The organism is Rhizobium sp. 42MFCr.1 (genome assembly GCF_000377185.1).
Classification (GTDB): domain Bacteria; phylum Pseudomonadota; class Alphaproteobacteria; order Rhizobiales; family Rhizobiaceae; genus Rhizobium; species Rhizobium altiplani.
The window spans coordinates 37,855-54,518 of the sequence record NZ_KB897840.1 but is presented as its reverse complement, the minus strand read 5'-3'; the positions used below and the strand labels follow the sequence as shown (position 1 = coordinate 54,518).

Here is a 16,664-nt window from a genome sequence, read left to right as displayed (position 1 = left end):
AAAAAATCTTGTTCTCCATATGTTCTCGTGTCAATATGTCATAAAGATTCCCAGCGATTCACGCCGAAAGGACACTCATGACACCGTTTTCCGAACTCAGACAGCAGGCGGGCCTTTCCATCCAGGATGTAGCCCGCGAGATGGGGTACGACGAACGGACGGTCTACCGCTGGGAAAGCGGAGACACGTCTCCGCGAAAGCCGGTCATGGAGCTTTTGCGAAAGAAGGTGGCCGACAAAACCTCTGCTGGATCGGGTGCGTTTCGGTTTGTCGATCTGTTTGCGGGCATAGGTGGCTTCAGGCGCGCATTCGAACCGATGGGCGGGAAATGCGTTTTCACCTCGGAATGGGATGTCTTTTCGCAGAAGACATACCGCGCAAATTACGCAATCGATCATGAGCTGGCTGGCGACATCACGGCCATTCCAGCCGCAGATGTCCCGGCCCATGATGTGCTGCTGGCGGGCTTTCCATGTCAGCCATTTTCGCTTGCGGGCGTTTCTAAGAAAAACTCGCTCAATCGTCCTCACGGCTTCCAATGCGATGTACAGGGCACCCTGTTCTTTGATGTCGCCCGCATTATTCAGCATCACAGGCCGAAGGCCTTCCTGCTTGAGAATGTCAAGAATCTGAAGAGTCATGACAAAGGCCGGACCTTTGACATCATCATGCGGACGCTGCGGGACGACCTCGGCTACAACGTGCAGACGCGCATCATTGATGCGCGCGCGTGGGTTCCGCAGCATCGCGAGCGCATTTTCATCGTCGGGTTCCTCGATGACAATGATTTTGATTTCGACGCGATGAGGCTGCCAGCCGCTGACAGTAATCCGTCCCTACGATCAATCCTGCATCCGGAAGACGGCAGCGAAGAAGCCGATGAGCGCTTTACTAGCGGCCTCGATGGCAAGGTACTCGACCGTTACACGCTGTCTAATCATCTCTGGACCTATCTCCAGAACTACGCCGAAAAGCACCGGCTTGCCGGAAATGGGTTCGGCTTTGGTCTGTTCGGACCGGGAGACGTCGCCCGCACCCTTTCGGCTCGCTACCACAAGGACGGCTCCGAAATCCTCATCCATCAGAAGGACAGAAACCCCCGCCGTCTAACGCCGCGCGAATGCGCGCGTCTGATGGGCTTTGAAAAGCCTGGCGGGAAGCCGTTCGAAATTGTCGTATCTGATACGCAGGCCTATCGCCAGTTCGGCAATGCCGTCGTTGCGCCGGTAGTTCAGTCCATTGCCGCTCATATGGTGCCTTTTATTCTCGGAAATGAAAGCGACGCTCCAGTCATCGCCGAAGAGGAAATCAGAGAAGTTGCCTGATGTCGTAGACCAGCAGACGCGGAGCCGGATGATGTCCGGTATCAGGGGCGTGAACACAAAGCCCGAGCTGGTTATTCGAAAGGCTCTGCATAGGCAGGGCTTTCGCTTCAGGCTGCATGCCCACGATGTTCCGGGTCGCCCCGACCTGCTGCTGCCAAAATATCGCGCAGCAATCTTCGTTCACGGCTGCTTCTGGCATGGTCATGACTGCTCGCTTTTCCGCGTGCCGGGAACAAGAACCGAGTTCTGGCAGGCAAAAATAGATCGTAACCGCAACCGTGATGCGGAAGTAGCGGTCCAGCTGGCTGATCAGGGTTGGCGACAGCTTTCAATCTGGGAATGCGCGTTCCGTGGGCCCGGTCAAATCGGCCTCGATGAGACAATTGCCCGCACAGTCCAATGGATCAGGTCGGACTTTACAAGTTTAGAAATACGCTCGGAGACATTATGAAACAGGGTGCCCTGTCAGATTATTTTGTGGGCGTTGGCGCAAAGACGCTGAAAGGCACCGAAGTCGATCCGAAGGTCTCTCGCGGGCATGAGCTTCAGGGTATCAATGACTTCAGGGCCTTTCTCGGCTCCCCATCTGAAAAAACAAGGATCGATGTCACCTATGTCTGGCTTAGCGACGAGGAGCCGCCCGTCAGCCTTCCCCTGACCGGGACGTGGTACGACAGCCGCAAGGGGCAGACACACCGCGAGCCGGAATACCGGCTTTATTATCCGGCGGCGTCCGAAGATGTCGTCTATCGCGCCAAGGCAGGTGATACGCTCTTTCTTTGCATGCCGCGCGAAGGGGCGCTTGTTGCCCTCTTCTGCGCTCAGGGCAGCTCAATCGAGCAGCAGCTTCTCTGGCTTTTCGGCCTCGGTCTGACAGCGGACAATTCTATTTCGCAGCGCGACTATCGCCAGGACGGCGGGCGTGGCCTTGACCTTGTCAGCCGCTATATTCTGGAACTGATTGATATTGAGGTCATCGCGACTGAAGATCAGTGGCTGGACCAGCTACTGGCAAAATTCGGAGCCAATTTTCCTGGAACTCGGGAATTCTCTGAATATACGCGCCGACTTGCCAAAGAGGTCGATGCCAAAGCCGACCCTGATCTGGCGCTGCTGGAATGGATGGACCTCGAAGAGCGGCTTTTCATGACACTTGAACGCCATATCGTCGCTAACCGGCTTCAACGAGGTTTCATCACCGACGGCAAAGCGGACGTTGAGGACTTCGTGAAATTCTCACTTAGCGTCCAGAACAGGCGCAAATCCCGCGCTGGATGGGCACTCGGCAACCATATCGAAGCCCTTCTGAAGCAGAACGGCGTCATCTACAAGCGTGAGGCCACGACTGAAAAACGCAATGGACCGGACTTCCTGTTCCCGGATGAAGCCGCCTATCATGACCCGTCCTGGCCCGTTTCAAAGCTAACGATGCTTGGCGCGAAAACAAGCTGTAAGGACCGCTGGCGGCAGGTATTGAGCGAAGCGGACCGGATCGAAGAGAAACACCTGCTTACCCTTGAGCCGGGAATCTCCGTTGCCCAAACCGACGAGATGAAACGGGCAAAGCTGCAACTCGTTTTACCTGAGCGGGTGCATGGCAGCTATCAGGCCGTGCAGCGCGGTTCTCTGATGAAGGTATCAGATTTCATCGAACTGGTGCAGGCGCGGCAATCCTGAACAACCTTGCTGCTCGTCCAGATGCCAACCTGAGGTCGGATTCGTGGATTACCGCGATCAAAGCCCAAAACCAGCGCGCCCGTCTGCTTCATCTTGGCGCTGCAGGAGGCCAAGGAACTCGCCTACCACGGCAATCCCTCGAACAGCCGCACCGGCGCGGCGTCAAACTGTCTATAACCGCCAGTTTACGACCAGCCACAGGTTCGGAACGCCTAGCACAGACTATAAACTCCAATATGAAATCCGAACTCTCTGCGAAGGAAACGCGCCATGACCCTTCAGGAATTTCTCAACCTCGACGGCGGAGTTAGCTTTTCGGCCGATGATGCTGCCGCACTTAACCGGGAGCTAGCGGCGAAGAACGCATCCGACATCGCCTCTAGCGACCGACAAAACGTGCTTGACTATCTACTGAAAGCCATGGCGCTAAATTCGGTCGAACATGACATTCGTGCAAAAATTGACGAGCTGATTGACGATCTCCAAGCCGGCTGATCGGATCGACGCTCTTCGTGAACGGTTGGGGGCTCTCACAAAAAAACCAAAAAAGGCCCTTGGATTTGGTATAAACTGATGTACATATCAAGGCTATGAATTAACCGTGCAGGGAAAATCACACATGGAATGCCCATTCAATTTTGAGAAATATCTGGACTTTGATCTCACTGCCTTCACATATGACCCTCAACATTTCCGTGAACTGGCAGAGAGCGAACTTGGGCAATCTGCGCTTGAGTTTGTTACCCACCCCTACAACGTGATACGCATGATCACCGCCAGTGATCTCGATCGCGTCGCTGTAGAGCCTTTAGCCCCCTTCCTTGTCAAAGAATTTGGCGACGAGGCTGCCGACGAGCGATTCAAGCAATTTATCGGCCATGCCGTCCGCCAAGTGTTGGAGTTTGTCCGATTTGCTCACGATCGTAAAAACCTGCAGATAACGCGGCCTAGTCTGTTTAGCAGCGGCAGTGGGTATCGGCGCGAAGGTGAAGAGCGCAGCACTATGCGGGTTTCGAAAGAGCAACGCGAAGCTTGGCTCGCTCGCACCGCAAACGATGATTTCAATGTTTGGCTAAATGGCCAAGTTAAAGTCCAGGGCAAGCTCGATTTGGATCGACTATACGCGGTTGCACAAAGCTACGGCATCACGAAACGGTACGACCATCTAAACCCGGGTCAGCAGCGGATGAACATTGGTGTGATATTGCGCAGGATCGTGCCCGCGGACACATACAAGCAATCGTGACGCATAGCGATCTTTGCTGGCGGGGCGGGCATATTTTTTTGGCGAGGGACCGAAGCTTGCTCCGCAGCCAGCACAAGCCATTTCCCGTGACGACGAGCTCTACTTCCGAGACCCGTCATGAACCTCGTCTAGTGTAAATGTTGGTTTGGCATCTGGGGCGAGCGGCAACACCATTGGCGAGCCATCTGCCGTTGCGTCAATCAACCCGAAAACTCGCTCCCCAGCTCTCCAGCGGCCAATGATTATCTGTCCCAGGCGCAAGGCGGAAATGAAAGTCCTTGAGCAATTTTTCTCTGAAAAGCCAGCAAGTCTCGGTGAACTGCTGCCGGGTGACCTCGAAGCTGATATTCACGGACGGAATCTGATCAGATTTAAACATGAAGCCAGCCTCCTCCCTGTTGGGAGTCAACGCCGTTGGAACCCAGAAGGAGATCACGGCTGGCCATCGGACTTTGCTGATCGGCGAAATGACCACCGCTCCCAGGATCAAATAGGTAAATTCTACGACCATGATTGGCGGCCCCGGCCGAACCTGCTGACCGATGTTGCCCGAGGGGGCACCAGCGAACTCGCCATGCCAGTCACCGACCTCAATTTCCGGCCAGGCAACTGCACGGCGTGGCTGCGGTTTCCCCCGTGGCATGACACCCTCCCTGCGCTGGCCCGCTAGGCGATCTTCACCCAGCGGGCAGTTCAAAACACCCGTTGCTGTTCAAAAATGATAGCTGGTGTGGGAAGACCTCCCAAAAACTTTCGCGCGTTTGATTGGTGATAGCCAAACCTCCCCTACGCTTCAACGAGTTCTCGTCATTCCCCAGTGCTATACTGGAGGCGGAGCGCATTCTAGGCACTTTAGTTGCTTAGCCGATCAACTCCCCTCGATCTCCTGACCTCGACCAGCCAACCGAAGCGTCGCCGGGGAAACTCATTATTGATACGCTAGTCCAGCTCGTTGAGCGGCAAACAGACACCAAACTCTCCCGATTGTGGGAAAGTAAAAACACTGATCAAAAGTCACCGTAGTCAACACAGTATTTTTGGAAGCACGCTTTACGCAAAATTCTCGGCCCCGTTATATTGCACGCTGAGGACGAGGGAATCAAACAGCATGGACATCCGAAATTGCGGCAACGGAGTGCACCCGAGAGAAGTGAAGGGGGTCGAGCGGCTTAAAAAAGAACTGCCGGGTCCTTGGTTCGCGTTTACTAACCTTGATCTGGTTCTGGGCCCGGGCAAGGCACGTGAGATCGATATGATAATCGTGGCGGATCGACGAGTTTTCCTGGTCGACATTAAGGACTGGCACGGAAAAATCGAGGAACGCGATGGCCGATGGCGTCAAAACGGCCAAGATCGGGACAGCTCACCTGTTCAAAAAATAAACGGGATAGCGCGAGAAGTGTCGATTCGACTCGCTCATGAGTTGAAGAAGCGACCCGAGACAAAAAGCGAACCTACCCCCTCAATAACGGGTTTGGTTCTCTTGACAGCTGGACCGGATATTTCCGGAATCCAAGGCTTGGATAGGGAAAAAGTCTTCCATCTCGACGACTTTATCAAGCAGGTGAAGTCGGACGCAAAGCAACGCGAGACGTTTGGGGATGTGGCCGCCGCGTTTTTGGTAAGGCCACTGACCGAACCGTTTTGGAAGGACAAACTCAGTCGTTTTTTTAATGCGGGTGCAAATTCCCCATTCAAAGGCGGCCGGCGTCGGTTTCAGCGGTTTCTCGCGGAGGATAGTGCAACCTTCGTCCATCCAACGGACATTTATCGAGAGTATAATGCGGAGGAGGAGGGAAATCGAGCGAGCCTTGGCGTTCTCCGTCTATGGGACTTTACGAAATCGCCAGATGGTAGGTTCCAGACTCAGGAAGGTCGACTGGAAATCGCAGGTCGTGAGCAACAGGTTTACCACTGGCTGAAAGACAGAAGTGAGACCATCGAGCGCTCATTGCTCACCCCGAGAGTAGATGATCCCGATCGCGGTGTGGATTACTGGGAGGTGTATGATCGCCGGCGCAGGATGAAGCGGCTAGGCGAGTTTGCTACAACAGAGGCTCCAAGGCTTTTGGTGGAAGAGCGGCTGGAGTTAGCACGACAGCTGCTCTACGCGGTTGCGACAATGCATGGCCAAGAGAGTTCGCACCTTGATCTCGGAGACCACAGCATATGGTTGGAGACCCCAACCTCGGTCAGGCTTTCACATCTGATGTCGGCGCGGTTCCCGGACGCTAAGTCTCTTGGTCAGTCGAGATATCAATTCTTATCCAGTTCGATGGTACCGGAAGACGTGTTCGGCTTGGACCAAGGACCAAAGAGAAAAGATGTCTACTTGCTCGGAGTGACAGTCCACAAGCTTCTTTTCGGCGTTGCTCCTGCAGGCGAGCCGCCTGAATGGAACCCCGAAGTGGACAAGGACGGAGAGCTGGTACTCCTTCATCCTTGGTTTTCCGTGATGCTTGACATGGACCCGGCGGGTCGCTTCGCCGACGCGACGGCGGCTTTATCAGCGTTCAATTCGCTGACCTCGGCCAAGCCGAGCGGCGGAAAGTTGCTCGGTAGGCTCGATCAGTATCGAGGCGAACTCAAATCGCAACGACAGTTCAACGCTGCGCACCCAGAGATTGGTAGTCTTATTGTTGAAACTGACAGGCTGGACGTCTGGCAAACCACTACTTCCCATGGCACCGCAATCGTCAAGCTCTGGAAGCAGGCAGCTTGGGGCGACATTACGAAGGAGGCTGGCTCTGTACTTGCATTCCTCGATAGGGCACGTGAGCTAAAAGCAGATGCGTTGCCAGGTCTCGCGCCGGTCAGGGAAGCATTGTGGCTTGGCGACGCGGTGGGGCTGGTGCAAGACTGGATCGACGGCCGCACGTTGGCAGAAGAGATTGCTGACGTTGAAAGCGCAAACTGGACGGCAGAGGAGGGGCTTTCTTTGGCGGCGGGCCTTATCCGCAACGCTCAGAACTTGCATGACCGGGCGTTCGCCCACGGCGATCTCAAGCCGAGCAATATCGTCCTTCGTGCAGAGGCGGAGCCGATCTTCATCGACGCACTTGATTATTCTCCGTCCAGCGACGGAGAAATCACATCTTCACTATACGCGCCAGAAGTGGGCACAGCCTATGAACGTGATCGTTACGCGCTGACAAAGATCACGGAAGAAATACTGACGAACACTGATATCCAACCCGAGATCGCGGCTGACATCGTACTCGCTATCAAGGTCGTTCGCGAAAAGACGCCTGCATTGGCGACACTTGCCCCGCTGTTGGAAAGTGTCCTCGTCGCGCTCGATAAACTCGAGAGGCTCCATGCGAACAGTGACAGTGAACGCCCCACCCTTCGCATCTCTCTTGTCGGTGCGAAATCCGGGAAACTCGAGTCGGACGAAGGCTATCTTTTCCTCCGATTCCGGCGTGACCCCGCGAACAGTTTGTTTTTTGTGATCCGCGGTGCATGTGAAGAAGCCTCATTCCGCCTCGATGGTACAGGCAAGCCTGTAAGCGGGCGGCGAACACAGCTCGAGCAGGGTTGGATCGCACGATCCGCGAAATTCGAGTTTCATATGATCGACAACGCGCTCGAAGTATCGGGCGAGAGTGTGTCCGATCTATCTGCGATTGCCGCGCTCCTTGCCGATCCCGTTGTCCATGAGCGCCTCAACCGCGAGCTGAGCAGCAGCGACCACTCAATTTCTCAGGTTCAGGTGGCGGCGGACAGCGTGGAATTGCCCGCTGTGGAAGACGAGGCGGAGGACCAGCTTGCCGAGGAGACCCAGGAATATCTCGCCTTACAAAGGCCGGCGAACGTCGATGTTCCTAGTCTATGGCGCGCGCTAATGGATGCCGAGCACGAACTGACGACCGAGGGCGAAGCCAGACTGGATAGCAGTTTCGACAAAACGACCGGCCGCCACAGCGTCGTCATCGAACTTGATTCCGGAGATTTTGAGTTTTCTCGCGACGACACCGTGGGGGTCGAACGGCTCGACAAGAAGGGCGCTTGGCGGCGTATAGGGCGTTTGGATTTGGACCGATCGAAACCTGATCTCGTCGTCATCATCCCTGATGCGGGATTCTCCTTCTATGGTGCTAACCTTGTCGATGAAGGCCAACGACTCAGGTTCGTGAGCCATTTCGAGGTGCAGAGCCTGAAGCGGCGGTCCAGTGCCGTCGGGCGCATCCTCGACGGACATGGTCGTGCACCAAACCTGTTATCCGTCTTTGATCCTCGCTCGAATATAGAGTCGACCTCCATCAAGGTAGATGTGAAGGACGATGAACTGGAAATCTACGGCTTCAACTCCGACCAGCTTGCCGCTTTCCGGCAGATCGTGTCCGTGCGGCCGGTTGGAATACTTCAGGGGCCGCCTGGAACAGGTAAGACACGCTTCATCGCCGCACTGGCTCACTATGCGCTGACAAAAGGCTTGGCACGCAATGTCCTTATCTCTAGTCAATCCCACGAGGCGGTCAACACTGCAGCCGAAGCTGTTTTGAAGCTTTTTCGAAAGACCGGCGTGCCGCCAGATTTATTGCGTGTGGGGATGAATGACGGGCAGGTTTCTGAAGCCCTCCGGCCCTATCACACAGCACACGTTGAGCAGGGCTATAAAGACCGTTTCGCCGCTATGTTCGCCGAGCGGATGGCCGTGGCGGGTCTCTCGTTAGGGCTGCCTACGGAATTGATTTCCGATATTGTGGCACTCGAAAGCCGTGTCAGGCCCGTCATCGATCGGATCGCGGACATGGTGGCCAATCCAGAAATCGACAGCCAGCGCGTCAACGGTTTGATCGAAACAATTAGAGACCATCTAAAATCCATCGACGTGGAGACGGAACTTCCAAACAACGATGGTACCGAGCTTGAATGGCGCAATGTGACTGAGCGCGTTGCCCTTCATATTACTCGGCGAGCAGGAAAAAACTTCGGCGTGAGCCCCGACCGCGTCAATAATCTGCGCTCTGTCGCCGCAATCGCAAAGGACTTTATTTCGAGTGTCTCCAGAGCGAACCGGAGCTTCGATACCTTTTTGGCGGGAACGAGGCAGATCGTTGCTGGCACTTGCGTCGGTCTGGGGCGAAGCTCGTTGGGCCTCACAACGACCCCGTTTGATCTCGTGATTGTCGACGAGGCGGCGCGTTGCACCGCCGGCGAACTATTGGTTCCTCTGCAGGCGGCGCGGTGGGCTGTGATGGTTGGCGACCAAGCGCAGCTTGAACCCCAGGTGGATGGCGAAGTCGTCACGATGGTATCCAACCGGACATCCATCCAGAAGGGGGAGATCAAGCGTAGTGATTTCGAGCGGGTTTTCGAATCCGACTATGGCAAGATGGCAGGAGCGAAGCTTCAGACCCAATACCGAATGCTCCCTCCTATCGGCGAACTGGTCTCGGAAACATTTTACGGCGACCTAACCTTGCTGCCCGGGAGAAGCAGGAGCGAGATCGATCCAGAGGTGCTGCCGCCGGGTATGTCTGATCCGCTCGTATGGGTGGCTACGGACGGTCTAGGCGAGAGCGCTTTCGAAAAATCGATCAGCAACAGTAAACAAAACCGCGGGGAGGCTGACACGATCGTTGCAATGCTCGAGAGCTGGTTGTCCCACACTCCATTCAAGGACTGGCTCACGACCCAGTCCATCCATCCAATCGGCATCGGCATAATATGCATGTACGCGGCGCAGCGAAACCTGGTCGAAACTCGGCTACGCCAGTCGCCGATCGGCTCGCTTCTTGACCGTCACATCAAGGTCGGAACAGTCGATAGCTATCAGGGAAAAGAGAACCCCATAGTCATTGTGTCTTTGGTCAGAAACAACCGGGACGGCCCGGTTGAGGCCGGCAGGAAAACCATCAAGGACGGCTTCTTGACGGTCCCAAATCGCATCAATGTCGCCGCTAGCCGAGCCATGGATCGATTGGTACTGGTTGGTGCTCGTAAAGCCTGGCGGCGTGACAGCTCGATGGGAAGCCTTTCGGCTAACTTCGAGAAACAGATAAAGGCGGGCGCTGCGACAGTGTTAGAGGCGGAGGACGTCCTTGAGTCGCTTCAGCAGACACCAAACGCTGCGGGCGATGGAGGCAAGCGTGGCAAAGAAGTAAGGAAAGACCTGCTATGAGCACCGGAAAAAGACAAACACTGTTTTTGCCGGGGCGTGAGCCGGCACAGATCGATACCTCTGATCATGACAGGAGAGTTGAACTAGGAACGATTGACGCTCTTCTGCCGTGCCGCAATTACGAAGTCAGTTTCAAGGTTGCGGCACTGGGGCTGTTGACCCCCACGCTTGAGTTTCTGCTCAGGCTTGTCAAAGCAACACCAGGAATTGACGAAGAAAAGATCGGTGCGTTCTTTGGATTCAGTCAGGCTGATCTCACTTATGTGATGAACGAGGCTATCGAGCCGGGGTACGTCGAACGAAGGGAAGGACGGGTTTGGCTGACTATCTCGGGCGACAAGCTTTTTCGGGATGGCGAAGCAGAACCCACAATTTTCTCGGTGGAGCAGAGGCGGCGTGTGATTGGCTTTGATTTAATGTCGGTCGCCCCTCAGCATATGCGTCGATTGGACGACGTTGAAAATGCCCTTCCGGAACTTCTTATGGAGGATGGTGCGGACGCAGGCAGGGTCAAAGGTCGAATTCCAGATCGTTTCAAGATGTTCTTTCGTCAGCTTGCGGAGCGGTCAGAGAAAGAGAGGAGCGATCAAATCGACCTGTACTCGATTGATCGCGTAACGCCTCAGCAGCGGTTCTCCGCTCCGGTCCGCATCCGCATTCACTCAACTGTCGATAATCCGAACGGTGCCGACATTGATCTTTCGTCATGGCGCGACGCACACGAGGTCGCAGATCGCCGTGAAATCGAGAGAGCCGCAGCGATCTTTGTCAAAAGGAGCGAAACGACCCCCGCGGCTATGGAAGCCTTCATCGGTTATGAGTTGCTAATCGAATTCGCTCCAGATTTCTTAAAGGAATACACGATCCGCAACGGCCTGTCCGTTCGTCGGTATTGGCGTGAGGCGGCATCACGAGCGGGTGAAGCTCGAATTGACCGAAAAACAATCGCCATCACCGGGGCTTTACATCTTCAGGAGAATGTCAGGCGACTTTACTCTGTGCTCGACTACGCCATGCGTGAAAGTGAACCTGTCGTCCGACAGATCATATCGGTCGCGCCACAAGTAGCTCAATGGGGAGCGACTTCGGAAACTCGCGATCTGCTTACGGCGCTCAAGCGGAAACTTGGAAGCCAGGACGGCGAGGAGCCACGCGCACTCTGCCTGTCAGCTGGGAAGCCGGCACGCTACGTCGAGCGGACTTTCGATGAAGTTATGATCACCGATACTCCCCAATTTCCTCGTTCCCTCGAAATCTTGGCTGTGTCGGGGCTATTCTGCGCCGTCTTAGTTCACGCGCCAATCGGAGATGCTTCCGGTTATCCTGTTCCGCTCGGCTTTGCCTCGTTTGACCCGGAAATCGTCAAAGGAGTTATCAGCCATATAGACGATCGGAGCGGCCAGTATCGAAAGCTGTGAGTTCGAATGATCCAAAGAGGTGGCTCGGAGAACGTGTGCTCACTATCAACCGCGAAAACTTTCGTCATCTGGCTTTGCGAGGGGGTGAGCGCAGGAAAATGCCAAACTCGAAGCTTTTGTATGTTCCGATAATGTTATCGGAAGTTAGCCGCCACCTCGGCTGGGAGTGTTTTGAAGCTAAGCATGCTTCGGTTCCGTTGGCGCAAGGTGCGCAAAGAAGCTGCCTCTGTTCGTCAGCAAAATGGAGCCACTTGTTGAAATGCCACCGTTGGGTCAGTCGCTATCCACGTCTGAAATGTCGCTCGCGATAGCATCAATTGCCCCGCTGTTCTCAAACATCTCCGCCAACTTCAACCAGTCGATTTTTTGTACGCGCGGGGTACCATAAGCCTTGAATGAGTGGATCGCTCTGCATACCCAAGGGACGAACGTTCCAAACATGTACTGGGTGACGTCGACGAATTTGTCGTACTGGGCGCTCACCGGTTCCGACTCCCGCTCGCCAAGAGCCCAATCTGCCGGGCTAACAGCCGCTTTACTTTCCTTCGCCTTGGGTAGATTCAAAAAGGCTTGGGCTAAGCTCCGGCCTTCCAACCAGCTGGATGCGACGGCACTGACGTCACTTGCCTTATAAAAGAACGTGGTCTTCTTCCTATTCGCAATGTCGCGTAAAATCCCATTCTCTTGTTCGTCGCATGTGCCGAGCGCGTCAATTACGTCCGCCGCAAAGTCGGGCGGGCTCGAAAATTGATCTTCCCGTGCGATGAAGGCCAGCAGGGCGCGGCACGTCGCAGGTCCGAAGCCGCTCCGATTAGCCGCTTCGCCGAGACTCGTCAGTTTCATTGGACTCGCGGCGCGAGCAAATGGCTCTCCGTAGGCGTCGCTTAGAAGTTCGGCGCGAGCTTCCGATAGAAGCGTTCTCGGGGATACTGAATACTGTGCGGCATAACTGTTTTCCGCCCAGTGCACTTCCAAGTCGTCGATTTCCGGATTTTCTGGAATGCTTGCCAAGAGTTGCGATGCAACCAATGCGGTGATCGCTCGTCTGGTCTCAGGCTTCAGGTTGTCGTTAGCGAACACGCTGGCGACAGGCGGTGGGTCGGCAAACAGCGTCGTTTGATGGTATCTCCTAGTCTGATGGCCGGTGAAGGACAACTTACCCAAGACGTTATCAAAGAGAATAGTGTCTCCCTCAGTGAACTCGCCTGCACGCCCACATCGTCCCGCGATGTTACGGAACAGCAGCGACTGCATCGGTGCCTGCGAGTCTTTGTAACCGGTGAGCCAGTCAAAAATAATGGTCGACCGAAAAGGTAAGTCGACACCCTCGGCGAGCGTCGTTGTGGAAGCGACGTACTTCAGGTCCCGGCGTTTGATCGCGTCTTCGATCGCTGCCCGTATGTCAGGAGGTAGGGAAGCATTGTGGTACGCCACACCCCGGACAAGCATGGCGGCGAGCGGTTTGAGATGCGGGTATTGGGAGTGGATTAGATTGAGTACCGCGAGAGAGGCTTCCAGGCGCGGGATGGGGAGCTCGTTTTCAGCTATTTTTGCGGCCAGCCCTCTAGTGTTCGCTTTGGAGCTACATGCGAGAAGGATCGGACCGCCGATGGTGGCTTCGATGTAACGTGCCAAGTAAGCGGCGTTGCCGAAAGCGGCCGGCCTCCTTGTCGTGATGCCGCCAAAGTGTTCTGATGGCGTGATCGGCTGAGGAACAGGGAGTTGCTTCTGCCCAATCAGATCAACTGCGCGCCTGCCGGTTGGCCTTAGCGGGTCGCCGCCAAAAATCCACGCCAGAATGCCGTCTGATGTCCAAATGCCAATGCGGCGCGAAGTCGGCCGCCAGCTGTCGTTGTAATGCTTCGCTTCGGCCCCTAGCCAGTTCTGGATCAAGCCTACATCCGTCAGAACGGCTGACAGCAGCACAATGCGGAAGGTATTTGCTTTTTTTTGTTGTAACCGCATCCTCACGATGAGAGATTCAAGTCGCGCTCCGCGAACGCCATTCTCAATACCATGCGCTTCGTCGAAGACGACTGTGTCCAAGCGGGCGTAGAAATTGGTGTTCCGCAGCAAGCCATCCAGCCGTTCAGGTGTGGCGACAACGATCGAATAGGTGCCCTTCTGGACGGAATCATTTGAATCGAAGACACCAAAATATCCATGCACCGTAACTTCCGCAGGAGCGTGCTTTCTCAACGTATCCAGTACTTGCCGCCCAAGGGCAACGTACGGCACTACATAGACGGCGACCCGACCTGATTGCTTCATTCTTGAAGCGATTACCAGCTCCGCGACAAGCGTTTTGCCGGCGCTGGTCGGCAGCGTGACTATGCAGTTTTCGTCATCGTCCAAGAGGTCGTCTTCGAAGATAAGTTTACGTTGCGGCGGAAGCAGACAAAACCGACGGTCGTCTATCAGTCGAGATATGTACTGGTGGAACGGCCTTTCTTGCTTCAGCCGATAAAGCGAGGACGTTGCTGTGTTGACGATCTGTTGCAGCGCCAATCTAGCGCAGCGTAGCATGGTTATTTCTGAAGCGGGCCGCTGCATCACCATCAGCTCTTCGAGGTGTCGGATCAGCTTCTCATTTTCAGACTCATCCCCAGTATGCAGGAAGTGATGCAATCGCTCCAAGAACTCCCGGCTTTCCCGGGTTAAGTGGCGCGACAACACAGCCTCATGGATTTTCGCGGGATTGCAGATTGCGAACGTCAACCAAAGGCCGTCCGACCCCAACAGGCTTGTATCAATCAGCCTATGTACTGCGTTGGCTGAGGGAAAATTTCCATACATGGCATAGGCGCAACCACTTAGAAGAAGCAGCAGCGTTCTCTCCAGCCGGTGTTCAGGTTCGGACTCCTCGTCGTTAGTAACTGGACGCTTTGCCACCTCGAAGCAGAGGCGCGCCGCGGCTATCAAAGGCGACGCCGATTGCTCATCAAGCAGTTCCCGACTATTTTCTAATGACTTCCTGCTTTGAAACTGATTGATCTCTTGCTGCGCGACTGCCAGGAGGTAGCCCCACGACATCGGATCGACGCCGAGGCCGCGTGACATCGCGAATGCTGTTAAATCGGCTTGTCTGAGTTTTTCAGAAAGGGTCATTGCTGGCCCTTCAGAAGTCGGAGAAGACGTTTCTCAAGGCTCGAAAGTCCGATTGACCAAGGTTCAATCTGCACGGAATTCCATCCAAAACCCATAATGGATGACCTTATCATGAGCATCTTTGCTACCGGATCGGAACTCGCCAAATCATGAATTCCAGTAGGCATAAGTTGCACGCGAACACTCTCTTGGGGAGTAGTGCCGCCGAGCTTGATTACCCGTTCCGCATATCCGGCGTTATTCTGCTCAAGTTCGAACTTGTTTGCCAACGCGCTAATTCGGGTTTGCAGAGTGAATTGGGGGTCAGGTGCAAAAAGCTTTTTGTAATCGCTCTTGAGGTTGTCGAGATACCCCAGTCCTACATCGCCGGTTGTCTTTATTTCCTGGATATAAAGTCGATCGAGCGAGCTATCAAATGCATCGAAATGGACGTAAATCAGGTCAAGACCCGGGCCACTGATCCGCGATAGTGGCTGGAGTGCGTTGCCGATATGTTTTTGCATTGCTCCGTAGGGGCCCCCGAGAGCGACGTGCAGAGCGATGAACTCTCCAAGGTTCCCTTTGATACGGCTGCCCACCTCGGTCGCCGCGATGTCAAATGGCGCTCCCATTTTCTGAAGCCTGATGAGCAAATTCTGGTGGGCAGCGTCGCAACTGGGATCGCCAACATGCACGAACACCCCAGTTTGGTTTGTCCTCTTGAACCCGCTCAATGTCATCTGCCTTGGAATCGATTGCCCTTATACGTTTAGCCTTCAAGGCCTGCAACCGAACTGTCAACACGGTCAGTCGCTGCAGGACGTCCAAACACCGATAACTGCGACCATTTTTGCCCGAAGGCTGTCCCCTTCCACATATCGACGCCGCCTGGGCCGTCCTTGAGTTTCGGCGAGGACCTCAAGACAGCGGGCGAAGGTTTGTTTCATCCACGCAGTAATCCTGTGGTCTAGCACCGCCGAGTTGACGCATCTGACTGATCCAGCGATCAGCGTGATCCTGCCGTAAAATTACTTGGTCGACTTTGGCCCGAAGCTTGTAGAAAGCGGTCGCCCGATAAGCTTCCGCTCACCGGTGGGTGTCATGAACCGGTTGTCAGGCAGCGAGTCTTACTTCGAGGCCAGCGGCCACCATGACAGTGGCCAGTCGCCCAAAGACAACGCTCTAGCGGCCGTAGTACCGCCTCCGGCACATTCCGCGTCGAGGATGGCTTTCGGTATGCCTTGATCGTCAAGTGTGCCACGTCCGCAATGCCTGCGGCCGCTTTGTAGTCCAGGTCACCGAGGTCGAGAAGGAACGCCAGCTGCTCCTGCGACGTCATCGTCGATCCGTCCGGACTGCGATGCTTCGGTCAGGCTCATTCACCACCCCTTTCATAGATGAGAAGGGCTTCCTGAACGGTGTCTGCATCAACCCAAACTGCATCGCCGTTGTCGCTGAGACCGACTCTACCGTTTTCAGTGGCGACCACGGCGAACAGATCGCCGGCGCGGAGGCCATCCTCCCCGAAGACGGGGATGAGTCGCGGTTGGAGACCAGGAAAATCCTCGACGTCGAGAGCTTCGATGAAATCCGGGATCATCCCAGAATGGGCGAGATCGTGAAGCAAAGCGTTACCAACGGCCCAAAGCGGAACGACTTTCGGTGCGCCGTACTTCGAGCCGACCAGTGCGGCCACGTCAATGATTTTGGTGTTTTCTGTCTTGTAACGCTGAAGCATTTCATTCTCTCCTGACGTCGGTCGGGTCAATCGACGATGGGCGGTG

Annotated in this window: 11 protein-coding genes; 7 read left to right on the top strand and 4 right to left on the bottom strand. The window is 55.1% G+C overall.

The window, feature by feature from the left end:
- Positions 1 to 77: 77 nt before the first annotated feature.
- The 5 genes from dcm to C934_RS0120525 all read left to right on the top strand — a co-directional run bounded on the left by dcm (position 78) and on the right by C934_RS0120525 (position 4,248).
- Positions 78 to 1,325: a DNA (cytosine-5-)-methyltransferase gene (gene dcm / locus C934_RS0120545; protein WP_018858506.1), complete on the top strand. Its 1,248-nt coding sequence runs from the start codon at positions 78 to 80 to the stop codon at positions 1,323 to 1,325.
- Complete coding sequence (locus tag C934_RS32235) at positions 1,273 to 1,776, top strand: very short patch repair endonuclease (RefSeq protein WP_335327686.1); 504 nt, start codon at positions 1,273 to 1,275, stop codon at positions 1,774 to 1,776. The genes dcm and C934_RS32235 overlap by 53 nt, the downstream gene beginning before the upstream one ends.
- Positions 1,773 to 3,002: a type II restriction endonuclease gene (locus C934_RS0120535; protein ID WP_018858504.1), complete on the top strand. Its 1,230-nt coding sequence runs from the start codon at positions 1,773 to 1,775 to the stop codon at positions 3,000 to 3,002. The genes C934_RS32235 and C934_RS0120535 overlap by 4 nt, the downstream gene beginning before the upstream one ends.
- Before the next feature lie 270 nt (positions 3,003 to 3,272).
- Positions 3,273 to 3,497 (top strand): hypothetical protein, encoded by a 225-nt coding sequence (locus C934_RS0120530; RefSeq protein ID WP_018858503.1) that lies wholly within the window; start codon positions 3,273 to 3,275, stop codon positions 3,495 to 3,497.
- A 124-nt stretch (positions 3,498 to 3,621) separates the two neighbouring features.
- Positions 3,622 to 4,248 (top strand): hypothetical protein, encoded by a 627-nt coding sequence (locus C934_RS0120525; RefSeq protein ID WP_018858502.1) that lies wholly within the window; start codon positions 3,622 to 3,624, stop codon positions 4,246 to 4,248.
- A gap of 196 nt (positions 4,249 to 4,444) precedes the next feature.
- On the opposite strand, the gene C934_RS0120520 is transcribed toward C934_RS0120525, so the two are convergent.
- Positions 4,445 to 4,759 (bottom strand): hypothetical protein, encoded by a 315-nt coding sequence (locus C934_RS0120520; RefSeq protein ID WP_245267981.1) that lies wholly within the window; start codon positions 4,757 to 4,759, stop codon positions 4,445 to 4,447.
- 597 nt (positions 4,760 to 5,356) lie between these two features.
- On the opposite strand from C934_RS0120520, the gene C934_RS0120515 reads away from it, so the two are divergent.
- On the top strand, positions 5,357 to 10,375 hold the full coding sequence (locus C934_RS0120515) for an AAA domain-containing protein (protein ID WP_018858500.1): 5,019 nt from the start codon (positions 5,357 to 5,359) through the stop codon (positions 10,373 to 10,375).
- Positions 10,372 to 11,793: a hypothetical protein gene (locus tag C934_RS0120510; RefSeq protein WP_018858499.1), complete on the top strand. Its 1,422-nt coding sequence runs from the start codon at positions 10,372 to 10,374 to the stop codon at positions 11,791 to 11,793. The genes C934_RS0120515 and C934_RS0120510 overlap by 4 nt, the downstream gene beginning before the upstream one ends.
- A gap of 273 nt (positions 11,794 to 12,066) precedes the next feature.
- Here the strand turns inward: C934_RS0120510 and C934_RS0120505 are convergent, their stop codons facing one another.
- The 3 genes from C934_RS0120505 to C934_RS35735 all read right to left on the bottom strand — a co-directional run bounded on the left by C934_RS0120505 (position 12,067) and on the right by C934_RS35735 (position 16,618).
- On the bottom strand, positions 12,067 to 14,901 hold the full coding sequence (locus tag C934_RS0120505; protein WP_018858498.1) for a DEAD/DEAH box helicase: 2,835 nt from the start codon (positions 14,899 to 14,901) through the stop codon (positions 12,067 to 12,069).
- Entirely contained in the window at positions 14,898 to 15,614 is a 717-nt protein-coding gene (locus tag C934_RS0120500) for a hypothetical protein (RefSeq protein ID WP_156828773.1), read from the bottom strand. The genes C934_RS0120505 and C934_RS0120500 overlap by 4 nt, the downstream gene beginning before the upstream one ends.
- Positions 15,615 to 16,255: 641 nt before the next feature.
- Positions 16,256 to 16,618, bottom strand: a complete 363-nt coding sequence (locus C934_RS35735) for a hypothetical protein (RefSeq protein WP_018858496.1) — start codon at positions 16,616 to 16,618, stop codon at positions 16,256 to 16,258.
- Positions 16,619 to 16,664: the final 46 nt, after the last annotated feature.